Consider the following 14644-nt stretch of genomic DNA (forward strand, 5'->3'; position numbering starts at 1 on the left):
TTTCCTTACTCGGGGCGTGCCGCTCGGAGCCGCCACCCCCGTGTGCCCGCCGGGCGCCAGGCGTCCCGGCGGTGACACGTCCTGTTTTCCTGGAGGAGTTGATGACGGTGACGGACACCCAGGCCACCTGGCTGACCCAGGACGCCTACGACCGGCTGAAGGCCGAGCTGGACGGGTTGATCGAGAACCGGCCCGTCATCGCCGCGGAGATCAACGCCCGCCGCGAGGAGGGCGACCTGAAGGAGAACGGCGGCTACCACGCGGCGCGCGAGGAGCAGGGCCAGCAGGAGGCCCGGATCCGTCAGCTGCAGGAGCTGCTGCGCACCGCCCAGGTCGGCACCGCGCCGTCCAGCTCCGACGAGGCCTCCCCCGGCACCGTCCTCGAGATCCGCTACGAGGACGACGACGAGACCGAGAAGGTCCTGCTCGGCTCCCGCGAGGAGGGCAGCCACGGCGACCTGCAGGTCATCTCCCCGAACTCCCCGCTCGGCGCGGCGCTGCTCGGCGCGAAGCCGGGTGACACCCGCGAGTACCAGCTGCCCGACGGCGGAACCATGAAGGTGACGCTGGTGTCGGTGGAGGCCTTCACCGGCTGACCCACGACCACCCGCGGAACGGGCCCGGCCGACCGGCCGGGCCCGTTCGCGTGTCGGAGCCGGTCGAGCGTGTCGGAGCCGGTCCGGGCGGTCGGAGCGGGCCGGGGCGGGTCAGGGCGTGGCGACGGCGTGCCCGGCCTCGCGCAGGTCGGCGACGATGGCGTCGCGGTGCTCGGGCCCCCGCGTCTCCACACTGAGCTCGACGTCGACCTCCCCCACCGCGAGCGCGCCGCTGATCCGCGAGTGCGCGACGTCGGTGACGTTGGCCCCGAGCCGACCGACCCGGGCCAGGAGCTCGGCGAGCGCGCCGGGGCGGTCGGGCATCCTCAGGTGCAGCGTGAGGTAGCGGGACGAGGCGACCAGCCCGTGCCGGATGACCTGCAGCAGCACGAGCGGGTCGACGTTGCCGCCGGACAGCACGCACACGACCGGCCCCGGCCAGCGGTCGGGCTGCTCCACCAGCGCGGCGACGGACGCGGCACCGGCGGGCTCGACGAGCATCTTCGCCCGTTCCAGGCAGTGCAGCAGCGCCGCGGACAACGCGTCCTCCGACACCGTGACCATCTCGTCGATCAGGCTGCTGACCTGGGCGAACGTGACGTCGCCCGGGCGTCCGACGGCGATCCCGTCGGCCATCGTGCGCATCCCGCCGACCGGCATCGGCTCGCCGGCCGCCAGCGACGACGGCCAGGCCGCGGCACCCGCGGCCTGCACCCCGACGATCCGGACGTCCGGGCGCGCGGCGCGCAGGACCGCGGCGGTCCCGCCGAGCAGCCCGCCGCCGCCCGCGGAGATCAGCACGGAGCCGGCGTCGGGGACCTGGTCGAGGATCTCGCAGCCGACGGTGCCCTGGCCGGCGATGATGTCGGGGTGGTCGAAGGGGTGCACGAACACCGCGCCCGACCGTTCGGCGGCCGCGGTGGCGGCCGTGACGGCCTCGTCGACGGTGCGGCCGGTGAGCACGACCTCGGCGCCGTAGCCGCGGGTCGCGTCGACCTTGGGCAGGGCCGCCCGCTCGGGCATGTACACGGTGGCGCGCACGCCCAGCAGCCGTGCGGCGAGCGCGACGCCCTGGGCGTGGTTGCCCGCCGACGCCGCGACGACGCCGCCTGCACGTTCGTCGTCGGAGAGGCGGGCGATGCGGGTGTAGGCACCGCGGATCTTGAACGAGCCCGTGCGCTGCAGGTTCTCGCACTTCAGAACGACCCGGGAGCCGGTCAGGTCGGACAGGGCACGGGCACCGGCGACGGGCGTGGTGCGCACGACGCCGGAGAGCAGTTCGCGGGCGGAGAGCACGTCGTCGGCGGTGACCGGGGGGATGACGGGGGCGGCCATCCCGGCAGTCTCGCACCGCCCCGGGTAACCTCGCCGGTGTCTCACCGGGCGTGACGTCTCCTGCGCGCCCGGTGTCGGGAGGGACTCGCGAATGACGCGCCTGCGCACGACGGCACCGCTGCTGCTGGCCGCCGGACTGGCCGCGCTCGCGGTGGCGACCGTGCACGACGCGGGCTGCGCCGACCCGGGCCGCTACGAGGCCCGCGGCGACGGCACGTGGTCGCTGGTCGGCGGCTGCGTGGACCCGGGTGACCTGGTCATCCCGCCGCCGCCGGTGGTCCAGCCCCCCGCGCCGTCGCCGGAGCAGTCGCGCAGCTGAGCCCGCCGGCGGCGCTACCGGACCGCGTCGAGCGCGGCCCGCAGGTCGTCGAGCAGGTCGTCGGCGTCCTCGATGCCGACCGACAGCCGGACCAGCGAGTCCGGCACCTCGAGCATCGACCCCACGGTCGAGGCGTGGGTCATCTCGCCCGGGTGCTCGATCAGCGACTCGACCCCGCCGAGGGACTCGGCGAGGGTGAACAGCCGGGTGCCCGCACAGATCCGCAGCGCCGCGTCGCGCCCGCCCGCGGCGAGGAACGACACCATCCCGCCGAACCGGCGCATCTGCTTGGCCGCGACCTCGTGGCCGGGGTGCCCGGGCAGGCCCGGGTAGAGCACCGAGGCCACCGCGGGGTGCGCGGAGAGCATCTCGGCGACGCGCTCGGCGTTGTCGCAGTGGCGCTCCATGCGCACCGCGAGGGTCTTCGCGCCGCGCAGGGTCAGCCACGCGTCGAACGGGCCGGGCACCGAACCGGTGGAGTTCTGGACGAACGCGATCTGCTCGGACAGTGCGTCGTCGTCGGTGACCAGTGCACCGCCGACGACGTCGGAGTGGCCGCCGACGTACTTGGTCGTGGAGTGCACGACGACGTCGGCGCCCAGCGCCAGCGGCGTCTGCAGGTACGGCGAGGCGAAGGTGTTGTCGACGACGAGCTGCGCGCCCGCCTCGTGCGCCATCCCGGCCAGCGCCGCGATGTCGGCGATGCCGAGCAGCGGGTTGGTCGGGGTCTCGCACCACACGACCCTGGTCGTGGGCCGCAGCGCCGCGCGCAGCGCGTCGTGGTCGGCGAGGTCGACCGGGGTGTGTTCGACACCGAACCCGGACAGCACCTTGTCCACCAGCCGGAACGTGCCGCCGTAGGCGTCGTGCGGGATGACAAGGTGGTCACCGGGCTTGAGCAGGATCCGCAGGAGCGTGTCCGTCGCCCCCATCCCGGAGCCGAACGCGTGCGCGTGCCGGCCGCCCTCCAGGGCGGCGAGCTGGTCCTGCAGCACGGTCCGGGTCGGGTTGGCGCTGCGGGAGTACTCGTACCCCCCGCGGGTCCCGCCGACGCCGTCCTGGGCGTAGGTCGAGCTGGTGTGGATCGACGTCGTGACCGCGCCGGTCGTCGGGTCCGGGACCTGGCCGGCGTGGATCGCGCGTGTGGAGAAGCCCTGCATGGACGCCGAGGCTACTCCCGGCGTCCGTGCGGGCCGGGTCAGGCGTTGCCGCCGAGGAAGGCGATCACGTCGGACCGGGTGACGACGCCCGCGGGCTTGCCGTCCTCCAGCACCAGCGCGGCGTCGGCCTTGGCGAAGGCCTCCATCGCGTCCTGCACCGACTCTCCGGCGCCGAGGGTCGGCAGCGGATCGGACATGTGGTCCTCGAGCCGGTCCGAGAGCTTGGCCCGCCCGGTGAACAGCGCGTCGAGCAGGTCGCGCTCGCTGACCGACCCGGCGACCTCGGCCGCCATGACCGGCGGCTCCGCCTTGACCACCGGCATCTGGGAGACACCGAACTCGCGCAGGTAGAGCGCGGCGTCGGCGACGGTCTCGTTGGGGTGGGCGTGCACCAGCGCGGGCAGCGCGCCGTCCTTGCGCCGCAGCACGTCGCCGATGGTCGCGCCCTGCGACGGCGGGAGGAAGCCGTAGCTGGCCATCCAGCGGTCGTTGAAGACCTTGCCGAGGTAGCCGCGGCCACCGTCGGGCAGCAGCACGACGACCACCGCGTCCGCGGGCAGCGTCGCGGCCACCCGCAGGGCGGCGACGGTCGCCATCCCGCAGGAACCGCCGACGAGCAGCGCCTCCTCGCGGGCGAGGCGGCGGGTCATCTCGAAGGAGTCGGCGTCGGAGACGGCGACGATCTCGTCGCAGATGTCGCGGTCGTAGGTGGTCGGCCAGAAGTCCTCGCCGACGCCCTCGACCAGGTAGGGGCGCCCGGTGCCGCCGGAGTAGACCGAGCCCTCCGGGTCCGCGCCGATGATCCGCACGGCGCCGTTCGACTTCTCCTTGAGGTACCGCCCGATGCCCGAGATGGTGCCGCCGGTGCCGATCCCCGCCACGAAGTGGGTGATCCGGCCCTCGGTCTGCTCCCAGATCTCCGGGCCGGTCGAGTGGTAGTGCGACTCGGGGTTGGCCGGGTTCGCGTACTGGTTGGGCTTCCAGGCGCCCTCGATCTCCCGGACCAGCCGGTCGGAGGTCTGGTAGTAGGAGTCGGGGTGCTCGGGGTCGACCGCCGTCGGGCACACCACGACCTCCGCGCCGTAGGCCTTGAGGACGTTGCGCTTGTCCTCCCCGACCTTGTCCGGGCACACGAAGACGCACTGGTAGCCCTTGCGCTGCGCGACCATCGCCAGCCCGACCCCGGTGTTGCCCGAGGTCGGCTCGACGATCGTGCCGCCCGGGCGCAGCTCACCCGAGGCCTCGGCGGCCTCGACCATCCGCAGGGCGATGCGGTCCTTCACCGATCCACCGGGGTTCAGGTACTCGACCTTGGCCAGGACCGGCGGGGCGATGCCCTGGGCCGTCGCTCCCAGCCGGACGAGGGGCGTGTTCCCGACCAGGTCGACGACGTGCTCGACGTAGCGCATGCACGCATCCTCGCACCGCTCACTCGCGCGCGACCTCCTGCATCCCGCCACCGGGGGTCCACCAGCGGACCACGAGACGGTTCCGCTCGTCGTTGAGCCCGGTCCAGACGACCTCGGTGAGATCGACGCGGAACGCGTCCCCGGTGACCGGCCCGGACAGCGGGCCCTGCAGCACCGCCCGGCCCGACACCTTCAGGTCGCCGTCCCCGAGGTCCCCGCCGGACTGGTCGGCCGGTGCGGCGTGCAGCGCGAACCGCGGGTCCCGCCGCAGGTCGGAGCCCTTCCGGGCGCCCGGCATCGACCCGAAGGAGAGCTCGGTGTCACCGCCGGCGTCGTCCAGCACCACCTCGATCCCGGAGACGCGCGGTGCCCCGTCGGCGCGCAGCGTCGCGATCACGAGCGCGATCCCCCGCCGCAGGATCCGCTCGGACAGGTCGGCGAACGCGGGCTCGGCCCGCCGGAAGTCTCCCCACGACGTCATGGACCGGAGCATGCCGCGGCCCCCTGACGGTTTCGTCACGCCGTCTCCCGATCATCGGTTACCGACGAGTAGGGTCTGATCGAGAGGTACCTGCGATGGAGGAGGACGTCCCATGCCCGAAGCCGTGATCGTCGCCGCGGCCCGGTCCCCGATCGGCCGCGCCAACAAGGGCTCCCTGGCCGGGATGCGCCCGGACGACCTGACCGTGCAGATGGTCCGCGCCGCCCTGGGCCGGGTCCCGCAGCTGGACCCGGCCGAGATCGACGACCTGATGCTCGGCTGCGGCCTGCCCGGTGGGGAGCAGGGCAACAACCTGGCCCGGATCGTCGCGATCCAACTCGGCCACGACTCGCTGCCCGGCACCACCATCACCCGGTACTGCTCGTCGTCGCTGCAGACCACCCGGATGGCGCTGCACGCGATCAAGGCCGGCGAGGGCGACGTGTTCGTCTCCGCCGGTGTCGAGACCGTCTCCCGCTTCTCCCGCGGCACGTCGGACTCCTGGCCGGACACGCACAACCCGCTGTTCGCCGACGCCGAGGCCCGCACCGCCGAGACCGCGGAGAAGGGCGCCGAGAGCTGGACCGACCCGCGCGACCAGAGTCTCCTGCCGGACGCCTACATCTCCATGGGGCAGACCGCGGAGAACCTGGCGCGGTACAAGGACGTGTCCCGCGAGGACATGGACCGCTTCGCGGTGCAGTCGCAGAACCGTGCGGAGAAGGCCATCGCCGACGGCTTCTTCGCGCGTGAGATCACCCCGGTGACGCTGCCCGACGGCACGGTCGTCGACACCGACGACGGCCCCCGCCCCGGCACCACCTACGACAAGATCTCGCAGCTCAAGCCGGTCTTCCGCCCGGACGGCCGGATCACCGCCGGCAACGCGTGCCCGCTCAACGACGGCGCCGCCGCCCTGGTGATCATGTCCGACACGAAGGCCGAGCAGCTCGGCGTCACGCCGCTGGCCCGGGTCGTCTCGACCGGTGTGACCGGGCTGTCGCCGGAGATCATGGGCTACGGCCCGGTCGAGGCCTCCCAGCAGGCGCTGCGCCGCGCCGGGCTCACCATCGACGACATCGACCTGGTCGAGATCAACGAGGCCTTCGCCGCGCAGGTGCTGCCCAGCGCCCGCGACCTGGGCATCGACGAGGCCAAGCTGAACGTGCACGGCGGCGCGATCGCGCTGGGCCACCCGTTCGGCATGACCGGCGCCCGCATCACGACGACCCTGATGAACGGCCTGCGCAGCACCGGCGGCCGCTACGGGCTCGAGACGATGTGCGTCGGCGGCGGCCAGGGTATGGCGCTGGTGATCGAGAACCTCGCCTGACCCCACGGCGTCCCACGAACGGGCCGGTCCGCCTCGCGCGGGCCGGCCCGTCGGCGTCACGGGGTCAGGCGGCGTGGCCGGGCGGGTCGATGCGCACGCCGGTGGCCTCGATCTCGGCCTCGGTCCGCAGCCGGGCGAGCTCACGGTCGGCGTCGAGCGCGCCCTGGGTCCCGCCCGCCTCGACGTGGGCGCGCAGCGGCGGGTCCTCGACGCCCACGGCCCGGCAGACGTCGAGCAGGACGTCGTCGTATGCGGCCAGCAGCGCCAGGCGCCGGACCCGGGTGGCCGGCTGCGGCCCGCGGCGCAGCCGGTCCAGGCGGCGCAGGTCGGCGACGAGCCGTTCCAGCGGCGGCCCGATCGGACGCGGCGGAGCCGGGCGGCGGTGCCGCGCGGCGACCCAGCGCACCAGGCGGGGCAGGCGCACCAGCAGCCCCACCAGCACCGCGGGCCCGAACGCGATCCCCAGGAGGATGGCGATCCCGGTGACGACCGGGTCGTTCCCGGGCACGACACCGACGCTACGACCCCCGGTCCCGCCCGGCCACCCCCGGACACGACGACGCCGCGGACACCCGGGGGTGTCCGCGGCGCGCGCGACCGGAGGGGGCGATTCCGACCGCACCCGGCCCTCACGGGCCGGGTCGTGGGTGACCGGTCAGTCCTGGCGCAGGTAGCTCAGCAGGCGCAGGATCTCGATGTAGAGCCAGACCAGCGTGGTCATCAGACCGAACGCGATGTACCAGGAGTACTTCGCCGGGACGCCGGCCTTGACCGCGTTGTCCGCGGCGTCGAAGTCGAGCAGCAGGCTGAACGCCGCCACACCGATCACGACGACCGAGAACAGGATGGCCAGCGGGCCGCCGTCACGGAGGCCGAAGCCGCCCTCCATGAAGAAGCTCGCGACCAGGTTCGCCAGCATGAGGACGACGACGCCGATCAGCGCGCCCATCATCCACTTGGTGAACCGCGGGGTGACCCGGACGGCACCGGTCTTGTAGACGACCAGCATCCCGAAGAACACACCGGCGGTGCCGATGAGCGCCTGGAAGGCGATGCCCGGGTAGAGCTGGTTGATCGGCCCGGTGATGCCGCCGAGGGCGACACCCATCGCGATCGAGTAGGTCAGCGTCAGCGGGGCGCTGGGCTTCTGCTTGAAGATGACGATCAGGGAGACGACGAGCCCGACGACGAACGCGGGCAGCGCCAGGATGTAGAGCCCCGACATGGCGGTCAGGAAGCCCGCGACGAGCGCGAGTCCGCCGCTGATGGCGGTCTTCTGGACGACGTCGTCGACCGTGATCGGCCGGCCCGTGTCCTGGGTGGCCTGGGTCGGGTCGACGTAGGACGACTGGGAGCCGGCCATGGCGGCGCCCCCGCCCATCATGCCGCCACCCGAGCGGTCGAACGTGGCGTAGCCGCCCTGCTGCTGTGTGGGCAGGTTGCGGAACGCCGGGTTGCTCGTGGAGCGCACCTGGATCCTCCTCGACGGACGTGTGCGGGGCCCACCTCTGGCAGGCCCTCACACGTGTGCAACGCCGAGGGAGCGCCGGGGGTTCCCGCTGGTAAAAGAAAATTTACCGCGTCCGGGGCGTCCGGCGTCAGCCCCGTCTCCCACAACGGGCGACGATCACCGCCCCGGGTGTCTCACCTGCGGGAACGTCGACGTCGGCGGCAGCGGTTCGGCACGCACCGCCGGCATCTCGGGCGTGGTGTCGAAGCGACGGTCGTCGGCGGCGTCGGCACGCCCGTCGGACAGCGGCGCGTCACCGCGCATCTCGGCGCGGATCAGTGCGGGCCAGCGTCCGACCGAGCCGAGCGCGGCCACCGCGGCACGGCGACCCGCGGGACTGACCAGGGCGGCGACGACGACGAGCAGCGCGACGGCGACGACCACCACGCTGCCGGAACCCGGGACGAACACGGGCGTACCTCCTCGCAGAAGCGGGCGCCCGGCCGGGGGCAGCCGGACCCACCCTCTCGTACAACGATCCCGTGGCGGGTCGGTCACGGGCCGTCACCTCGCAGCGGGCGCGGCCGGGCGGGCCGCACTACTGTCGGCGCCTCCGGCGACGACACCTCCGTCGCCCCCAGTGAAAGGACGGTCCGGACATGTGGGCCCTGCTCTCCCGGCACCTGCGCGTATGGCTGCTCCTGGCGGTCGGTGCACCGCTGCTGGCCTGGCTCCTGGGCAAGATCGGCGACGCCGTCGAGCGCCGCCGCGGCCCCAACACCCTCAGCAAGCTGACCCGCTCGGGCCGCCGCTACCTGGAGCGGCGCACCCGGGGACCGCTGCGCCGCCACGAGCAGACCGACCCGGAGCGGCTCGCCCGCTGACGGGTCCCGCTCCGGTACCGGACGACTCAGGCCGGCAGGACCCGGCGCAGGCCCCAGCCGCGCCGGCGGGCGGGACGCCGCGACGTCTCCTCCGCCGGTGGCGTCGGGTCGAGCTGCACGCAGCGGCCGCACGGGGTCCCGGCGACGTCGATCAGCGGGGCCGGGGACACCAGGTGGCCGCACAGGGCCGCGTACCGGCCGGTCCGCATCGAGTGCGGTGCGCAGAGTTCCGAGTCGGTCACCTTGTGTGCACGGCCGTCGAGAACGGACGTCACCGTGAGGACATCGGGTCCGCCGGCCTCGTTCGTCCGTCCGGCGGTCACGACGACATCCACCCGACGGCAGATCCGTGCGTCGACCGGCGCATTCACGGGCCCCCTCAGCGTGTCGGTGGTTCCATCGTCACGGATGACACGTGCGGATGCAAGATCGCTTGCACAGTCTTTCGACACTCTCCGCAGTCAAACGGACGCAGCGGACACATCCGGAGGTCCCCATGTCCCACCCGAACGGCACGCGCGCAGCGGATCTCGGCCCCGTGACGTGGCGCCGCCCGGCCGGCGGGACCGCCGACGGGCAGAACGTGGAGTTCGCCGTCCTGGACGACGGCCAGGTCGCGGTCCGCAACGCCCGCGACCCCGAGGGCCCGGTGCTCGTCTACACCCCGGCCGAGATCTCCGCGTTCGTCGACGGCGCCAAGAAGGGCGAGTTCGACGACATGGTCGACCCCTTCCGCGACTGAGCCGGGCTCACGGCAGCAGGGGGTCCGCCTCGCGCCACAGCCGGGTGACGACCTCGGCCGCCGGGTCGGTCGTCGCACGTCCGGCGGCCTGCCCGGCCCAGTGGTTGACCCGGTCGACCGCGCCCGGCTCGCCCGCGCGGTAGCGGGCCACCAGGCGTCGCTGATGGGGGTAGGGCGCCGGGGCCGGGGCGCCCGGCACGGTCCAGGCGCGGACGTAGTCGGTGGCGATGCCGCGGGCCAGCCGGCCGGTGTAGGCCCGGGTGGTCGTCGTGCCGGTGGGGTCGAGGCCGTCGAGCCGGGCGGACCAGCCGTCGTCGATCCCGGCCTCGGGGCTGCGCAGCAGCGCCGTCCCCACCTGCACCGCGCTCGCGCCGAGGGTGAGCGCGGCGGCAAGGGCCCGGCCGTCGCCGATCGCGCCGGCGGCGACCACCGGGACACCGACGGCGTCGGCCACCCACGGGACGAGCGCGAGCAGCCCGACCGAGACGGCCTCGGCGTCGGCGGGGTCGGTGGTCCCGCGGTGCCCGCCGGCCTCCATGCCCTGCACGACGACGGCGTCCGCCCCCGCCCGTTCCGCCGCGAGGGCCTCGGCGCGGGTCGTGACCGTCGCGAACCAGGCGCAGCCCGCACCGTGCACCGCGGCGGCCTGCTCGGCCGTGAACAGGCCCATGATCGTCGAGACGACCGCGGGCCGGGCGGCCAGGACGGCGGCGAGCTGGTCGGAGAACGACGGTCCGGGGCCGCCGGCCGGTGCGGGTGTGCCGCCCAGGGTGTCGAGGTAGGCGGTCTGCAGGCCCACGTCGTCGTCGGCGGGCGGGTCGGGGATCCACAGGTTGAGCTGGAACGGCGCGGTCCCGGCGAGCGCGCGGAAGCGGGCGGCCCAGTCGGCGATCGCCTCCGGGGTGTCGTTCACGACGCCCGCGGCACCCATGCCGCCCGCCGCTGCCACCGCGGCCGCCAGCTCCGGTGGGCAGGCCCCGGCCATCGGGGCCTCCAGGACGGGCACCCGCAGCCCGTGGCGTGTGCAGAAGGACTCGGCCCGGCTCCGTGCGCTCACCGCCCCGAGTGTGCCATTGCACCGCGGGTGGACCGGGGCGCCGCGGACGGGAAGGATCGGCCCCGTCCCCGTCCCGCAGTGCGAAGGAGCCCGCTCCCCCTCATGACCGGACCCTCGTTCCTCGAGCAGCTGCGTGCCCACGCCCCGGAGCTGCTGCCCTCGCACCTCCCGCGCGACCCCGCCCAGCGGGTCCCCGCCGACCTGGACGTCCCGCACGGCACCACGATCGTCGCCCTGACCTGGGCCGACGGCGTGCTGCTCGCCGGTGACCGGCGCGCCACCTCCGGCAACCTCATCGCCCAGAAGGACCTGGTGAAGGTCGTCGGCATCGACGACACCTCCGCCGCCGGGTTCGCCGGGTCGGTCGGGCACGCGCTGCAGATGCTGAAGATGTTCGCGGCCGAGGTGGAGCAGTACGAGAAGGTCGAGGGCGCGCCGATCAGCCAGGACGGCAAGGTCCGCAGGCTGTCGAGCATCGTGCGGGAGAACCTGGGCGCGGCGATGCAGGGCTTCGTCGCGCTCCCGCTGTTCGTCGGCTACGACCCGACCGACCCCGACCCGGTCCGCATCGTCACCTACGACCCGACCGGCAGCATCAAGCGCGCCCGGTCCGGCTACGTCGGCATCGGGTCCGGCTCGCAGTTCGCCGAGGCGTCGCTGAAGAAGCGGCACGATCCGGGCGTCGACCGTGCCGGCGCGATCGCGCTCGCGGTCAACGCGCTGTGGGACGCCGCCGACGACGACACCGCCACCGCGGGCCCCGACCTCACCCGGGCGATCTTCCCGAACCTGATCACGGTGACCGCCGACGGCGTCGAGGAGATCGGCGTCGACGAGGTCCGGGCGGCGACCGAGCGGATGCTCGCCGAGCGGGCGGAGCGTCCCGGCGGCTGATCCGGCGGGTCAGGGCCGGGGCGGGCCGCCGGCCCGGCCGACGGCGCCGCGCAGGCGGCGGTGCCCGGGCTCGCGGACCCGCAGGTCGTAGCCGTCGGCGAGCAGGTCGGACAGGTAGGCCGCCTCGTCGTCGGGATCGTCGAGCGCCACGACGACGTCGATCACCGGCTTCGCCGCGAGCCCCGGCACCGCGGTGGATCCGATGTGCTCGATCCGGTGGGCCCGCTCCCCCAGCGCCGCACGCAGCCGGGCCGCCGCCGCGTCGAAGGCGGCGGGCCAGGCCGGGTCGGGCTCGGCGAGCTCGACGACGACCGGACGCATCCCGTGCGCGAGTGCCCGGTCCAGCTCGTCGTGGCGTCTGGCCACGGCGGCGAGCATGCGGGCAGACTGCCTCGGTGTCCACGCTGCGCTCGGTCGCCCCGGTCTTCGCCACCACCGATCTCGACCGGTGGCTGGACCACTACCGGGCGCTCGGGTTCACCGTCGAGCGCTACGACGACGGTTACGGCTTCGCCGTCCTCGGCGGCGTCGAGCTGCACGTCTCGGTGCTGCCCGATCACGACCCGGCCCGCACCGCGGGTTGCGCCTACCTGCACGTCGACGACGCGGACGCGCTCCACACCCGCTGGTCCGCCGTGCCCGGCGGGCGCGAGGTGGCGCCGGTCGACACCTCCTACGGGCTGCGCGAGGGCGCGCACCACGACCCGGACAACAACCTGCTGCGCTACGGCTCGCCGCGGCAGGACTGACCGGGTCAGCCCGCCTTCTCCCGCCGGTCGGCCACCACGACCACGACCGCGGTGACCACGAGCAGGACCGCGGGGTAGGCCCACGGCAGCGGCGGCGCGTCGCCGACCACGAAGGACCACAGGCCGATCCGGCCGGTGACCAGGTACTGCAGCAGCGGGATCACGCCGAGGACCACCCCGAGGAACCCGGCGACGTTCTGTGCCTTCACATGCCCTCCCCAGATTGCAATGCACTCGCATTGCAACAGGGTGCGGCGCGAGTTGTCAATGCGACCGCATTGCTACGGTGGCGTCGTGCCCCGCTCCGTCGACCACGACACCCGACGCTCCGAGATCGCCGACGCCGTGCTCGCGCTCGTCGCACGGTCGGGCACCGAGGCGGTCTCGCTGCGCTCGGTCGCGGCCGAGGCCGGCATCTCGATGGGCCGCGTCCAGCACTACTTCGCCAGCAAGGACGCACTGCTGCTGCACGCCCTGGACCGGTCGCACCGGCAGATGGAGGAGCGCATCGAGGCCAGGGCCCGGGCTGTGGGCGGCGGCGACCGGACCGTCCTCGCGACGATCCTCGACGAGCTGCTCGGCGAGCACCCGCGGACCCGCGACGCGCTGCGCATCCATGCCGCCTTCGCCACCCGCGAGGTCGACGAGCGCGCGCGGGCGATCCTCACCGACGGCGACGACGAGATCCGCGCCCTCGCCGTCCGGGTCGTCGCCGACGCCGGATCGGCCGACCCCGACACCGACGCGCACGCCCTGCTCGCCCTGACCGGGGGGCTCAGCGCGGAGGTCGCGCTGCACGGCGCCCCCGTCGACCGCGCCCGGCGGACCCTGACCGCGATGCTCGACCGGCTCGCCCCCGCCACGGCGCGCGGACCGGCCGGCGACCCGGAATGATCCGGGCGGTGCGCCCCTGGTTCCCGCTCCTCGCCGGTTCGGTGTTCTACGCGTTCGCCCTGGTGTGGGCGGCCGGTGAGCTCCCCGAGGACGGGGTGCCGCTGCACTTCGACCCCACGGGCGCGCCGACCGCGTTCGGCAGCCGCGCCTGGTTCCTGACGCTCGGCACGCTGTTCGGGCTGCTCGTCGCCGGGATCGGCGCCGGGCTCTACCGCCTGGTCGCGACCGGTTCGCTGGCGCGGGTGTCGGTGCCGCACCGCGACTACTGGACGGCGCCGCAGCGGATCGGGCGGCTGCGCCGCATGCTCGCCGAGGACATGGGCCGGACCTTCGGCGCGACCCTGTTCCTGCTCACCGTGGTCCCGGTGACGGCGGTGTACGCCACCCGCACCGATCCGCCGCGGCTGCCGGTCGGACCGCTCTGGGTGGTGCTGGCACTGCTGGTCGCCGGGATCGCCGGGTACTGCCTCTACCTGGCGCGCTACCGGTACCGCCCGGCCTGAGCGCCCGTGATCACCGGTCGTGGAGCGCGACGACCGCCTCGCGCACGCGCCGCTCCACGACCGGTGATCACGCGTCGGTGACGGGCCGGCGCAGGACGTGCGCAGCTTCTCCGGGGCCGTCCGGCGGGGTCGCCGAGGTGGATCTCGTGGTGGCGGCCGGTCATGCGCAGCCCGGTTCCACCGTCGTCGGCACGAGCCCGTCCCGGCGGAGGTGCGCGCGGTACGGGAAGGTGCTGCGATGGCACGGATCGGACCGGGGGACGTCACCCTCACCATGGCCGACCTGCGGGTCGTGACCCGGTTCGCCGCGGAGTGCGCCGCCGAGGCCCTCCCCCTGTTCGACGCGCCCGGCGACGGCCGCCCCCGCGCGGCGCTCGCCGCGGCGTGGGCCTTCGCCGACGGCGCCGAGCGGTCGCGGCTGCAGCGGGTGACCGCCGTCGACGCGGCGCGGGCGGCGAAGGACGCCCACACCCCGGCCGGCAGGCACGCCGCGCTGGCCGCCGCCGACGCCGCCGCGTCCGCCTACCTGCACCCACTGGCGAAGGCCGCCCAGGTCGGGCACATCCTGCGCGCGGCCGCGCACGCCGCGCACGCCGTCGAGCTGGCCGACGGCGACGCGCCCCGCAGCGGCGACGCGCAGCTCGACCGTGCCCGGCGGCGCGCGACACCGGAGCTGGTCGACGTCCTGTGCCGCTACCCGCGCGCGGCGGCCGGCCGCAGCCGCGTCGCCGCGCTGACCACCGCACTGGACGACGCGCTGCGCGACCGATGAGTCGGGGGCAGCGCTGCGGTCTCCGCCCGCGTTCCGCGGCTCCGGGCCGGACGGGGACACCGCGGC

At 74.5% G+C, this 14644-nt stretch carries 21 protein-coding genes; 10 read left to right on the forward strand and 11 right to left on the reverse strand.

The genetic code is table 11. From position 1 onward, the window contains the following. Nucleotides 1-107 precede the first annotated feature (107 nt). Entirely contained in the window at nt 108-596 is a 489-nt protein-coding gene (gene greA, locus KPF22_RS25685; RefSeq protein WP_174525543.1) for a transcription elongation factor GreA, read from the forward strand. A gap of 111 nt (nt 597-707) precedes the next feature. Here greA and ilvA read toward each other — a convergent pair whose 3' ends face one another. After that, nucleotides 708-1931, reverse strand: a complete 1224-nt coding sequence (ilvA, locus tag KPF22_RS25690; RefSeq protein WP_224403509.1) for a threonine ammonia-lyase — start codon at nt 1929-1931, stop codon at nt 708-710. Nucleotides 1932-2022: 91 nt separating this feature from the next. Between ilvA and KPF22_RS25695 the strand changes: the two genes are divergently transcribed. Continuing rightward, the gene (locus KPF22_RS25695; protein WP_073577681.1) at nt 2023-2250 is read left to right on the forward strand and encodes a hypothetical protein; all 228 of its coding nucleotides are present in this window, start codon (nt 2023-2025) and stop codon (nt 2248-2250) included. A gap of 14 nt (nt 2251-2264) precedes the next feature. On the opposite strand, the gene KPF22_RS25700 is transcribed toward KPF22_RS25695, so the two are convergent. From KPF22_RS25700 to KPF22_RS25710, 3 genes are read right to left on the reverse strand one after another with little or no spacing between them, the layout of a single operon-like run. Then, a complete protein-coding gene (locus KPF22_RS25700; protein WP_208818820.1) occupies nt 2265-3410 on the reverse strand; it encodes a cystathionine gamma-synthase in 1146 nt (381 codons plus the stop codon). Nucleotides 3411-3448: 38 nt separating this feature from the next. Beyond that, nucleotides 3449-4819, reverse strand: a complete 1371-nt coding sequence (locus tag KPF22_RS25705) for a cystathionine beta-synthase (protein WP_208818819.1) — start codon at nt 4817-4819, stop codon at nt 3449-3451. Between the two features lie 19 nt (nt 4820-4838). Beyond that, a complete protein-coding gene (locus tag KPF22_RS25710) occupies nt 4839-5300 on the reverse strand; it encodes a pyridoxamine 5'-phosphate oxidase family protein (protein ID WP_208818818.1) in 462 nt (153 codons plus the stop codon). A 112-nt stretch (nt 5301-5412) separates the two neighbouring features. On the opposite strand from KPF22_RS25710, the gene KPF22_RS25715 reads away from it, so the two are divergent. Next, the gene (locus tag KPF22_RS25715) at nt 5413-6633 is read left to right on the forward strand and encodes an acetyl-CoA C-acetyltransferase (protein ID WP_224403510.1); all 1221 of its coding nucleotides are present in this window, start codon (nt 5413-5415) and stop codon (nt 6631-6633) included. Nucleotides 6634-6697: 64 nt separating this feature from the next. On the opposite strand, the gene KPF22_RS25720 is transcribed toward KPF22_RS25715, so the two are convergent. From KPF22_RS25720 to KPF22_RS25730, 3 genes are all read right to left on the reverse strand, one after another. Continuing rightward, nucleotides 6698-7141, reverse strand: a complete 444-nt coding sequence (locus KPF22_RS25720) for a hypothetical protein (protein WP_208818816.1) — start codon at nt 7139-7141, stop codon at nt 6698-6700. Between the two features lie 147 nt (nt 7142-7288). After that, a complete protein-coding gene (locus KPF22_RS25725) occupies nt 7289-8104 on the reverse strand; it encodes a Bax inhibitor-1/YccA family protein (RefSeq protein ID WP_224403511.1) in 816 nt (271 codons plus the stop codon). Nucleotides 8105-8260: 156 nt separating this feature from the next. Next, nucleotides 8261-8554 carry a hypothetical protein gene (locus KPF22_RS25730; RefSeq protein ID WP_224403512.1) on the reverse strand — a complete coding sequence of 98 codons (294 nt, stop codon included), beginning with the start codon at nt 8552-8554 and terminating at the stop codon, nt 8261-8263. 188 nt (nt 8555-8742) lie between these two features. Here KPF22_RS25730 and KPF22_RS25735 point away from each other — a divergent pair, with 188 nt between their 5' ends. Beyond that, nucleotides 8743-8967 (forward strand): hypothetical protein, encoded by a 225-nt coding sequence (locus tag KPF22_RS25735; protein ID WP_062400338.1) that lies wholly within the window; start codon nt 8743-8745, stop codon nt 8965-8967. Nucleotides 8968-8993: 26 nt separating this feature from the next. On the opposite strand, the gene KPF22_RS25740 is transcribed toward KPF22_RS25735, so the two are convergent. Then, nucleotides 8994-9290, reverse strand: coding sequence for a hypothetical protein (locus KPF22_RS25740; protein ID WP_224403513.1), 297 nt, complete (start codon nt 9288-9290; stop codon nt 8994-8996). A gap of 215 nt (nt 9291-9505) precedes the next feature. On the opposite strand from KPF22_RS25740, the gene KPF22_RS25745 reads away from it, so the two are divergent. After that, a complete protein-coding gene (locus KPF22_RS25745; protein WP_373324078.1) occupies nt 9506-9709 on the forward strand; it encodes a DUF397 domain-containing protein in 204 nt (67 codons plus the stop codon). A gap of 7 nt (nt 9710-9716) precedes the next feature. On the opposite strand, the gene KPF22_RS25750 is transcribed toward KPF22_RS25745, so the two are convergent. Further along, the gene (locus KPF22_RS25750; RefSeq protein WP_224403514.1) at nt 9717-10766 is read right to left on the reverse strand and encodes a nitronate monooxygenase family protein; all 1050 of its coding nucleotides are present in this window, start codon (nt 10764-10766) and stop codon (nt 9717-9719) included. Between the two features lie 102 nt (nt 10767-10868). Between KPF22_RS25750 and prcB the strand changes: the two genes are divergently transcribed. Then, on the forward strand, nt 10869-11660 hold the full coding sequence (gene prcB / locus KPF22_RS25755; RefSeq protein ID WP_224403515.1) for a proteasome subunit beta: 792 nt from the start codon (nt 10869-10871) through the stop codon (nt 11658-11660). Nucleotides 11661-11669: 9 nt separating this feature from the next. Here the strand turns inward: prcB and KPF22_RS25760 are convergent, their stop codons facing one another. Then, nucleotides 11670-12026: a GrpB family protein gene (locus KPF22_RS25760; RefSeq protein ID WP_224403516.1), complete on the reverse strand. Its 357-nt coding sequence runs from the start codon at nt 12024-12026 to the stop codon at nt 11670-11672. Nucleotides 12027-12055: 29 nt separating this feature from the next. Between KPF22_RS25760 and KPF22_RS25765 the strand changes: the two genes are divergently transcribed. Continuing rightward, the gene (locus KPF22_RS25765) at nt 12056-12409 is read left to right on the forward strand and encodes a VOC family protein (RefSeq protein WP_224403517.1); all 354 of its coding nucleotides are present in this window, start codon (nt 12056-12058) and stop codon (nt 12407-12409) included. A 5-nt stretch (nt 12410-12414) separates the two neighbouring features. Here KPF22_RS25765 and KPF22_RS25770 read toward each other — a convergent pair whose 3' ends face one another. Next, on the reverse strand, nt 12415-12618 hold the full coding sequence (locus tag KPF22_RS25770; protein ID WP_224403518.1) for a hypothetical protein: 204 nt from the start codon (nt 12616-12618) through the stop codon (nt 12415-12417). An 85-nt stretch (nt 12619-12703) separates the two neighbouring features. Here KPF22_RS25770 and KPF22_RS25775 point away from each other — a divergent pair, with 85 nt between their 5' ends. The 3 genes from KPF22_RS25775 (at nt 12704) to KPF22_RS25785 (ending at nt 14578) form a co-directional block, all read left to right on the forward strand. Next, nucleotides 12704-13303, forward strand: coding sequence for a TetR family transcriptional regulator (locus KPF22_RS25775; RefSeq protein ID WP_224403519.1), 600 nt, complete (start codon nt 12704-12706; stop codon nt 13301-13303). Between the two features lie 8 nt (nt 13304-13311). Then, the gene (locus KPF22_RS25780; RefSeq protein WP_224403520.1) at nt 13312-13806 is read left to right on the forward strand and encodes a hypothetical protein; all 495 of its coding nucleotides are present in this window, start codon (nt 13312-13314) and stop codon (nt 13804-13806) included. A gap of 238 nt (nt 13807-14044) precedes the next feature. Then, nucleotides 14045-14578 (forward strand): putative immunity protein, encoded by a 534-nt coding sequence (locus tag KPF22_RS25785; RefSeq protein WP_224403521.1) that lies wholly within the window; start codon nt 14045-14047, stop codon nt 14576-14578. Nucleotides 14579-14644 lie beyond the last annotated feature (66 nt).

Origin of the sequence: Pseudonocardia sp. ICBG1034 (assembly GCF_020131375.1) — a bacterium.
Taxonomy (GTDB): Bacteria; Actinomycetota; Actinomycetes; order Mycobacteriales; family Pseudonocardiaceae; genus Pseudonocardia; species Pseudonocardia alni.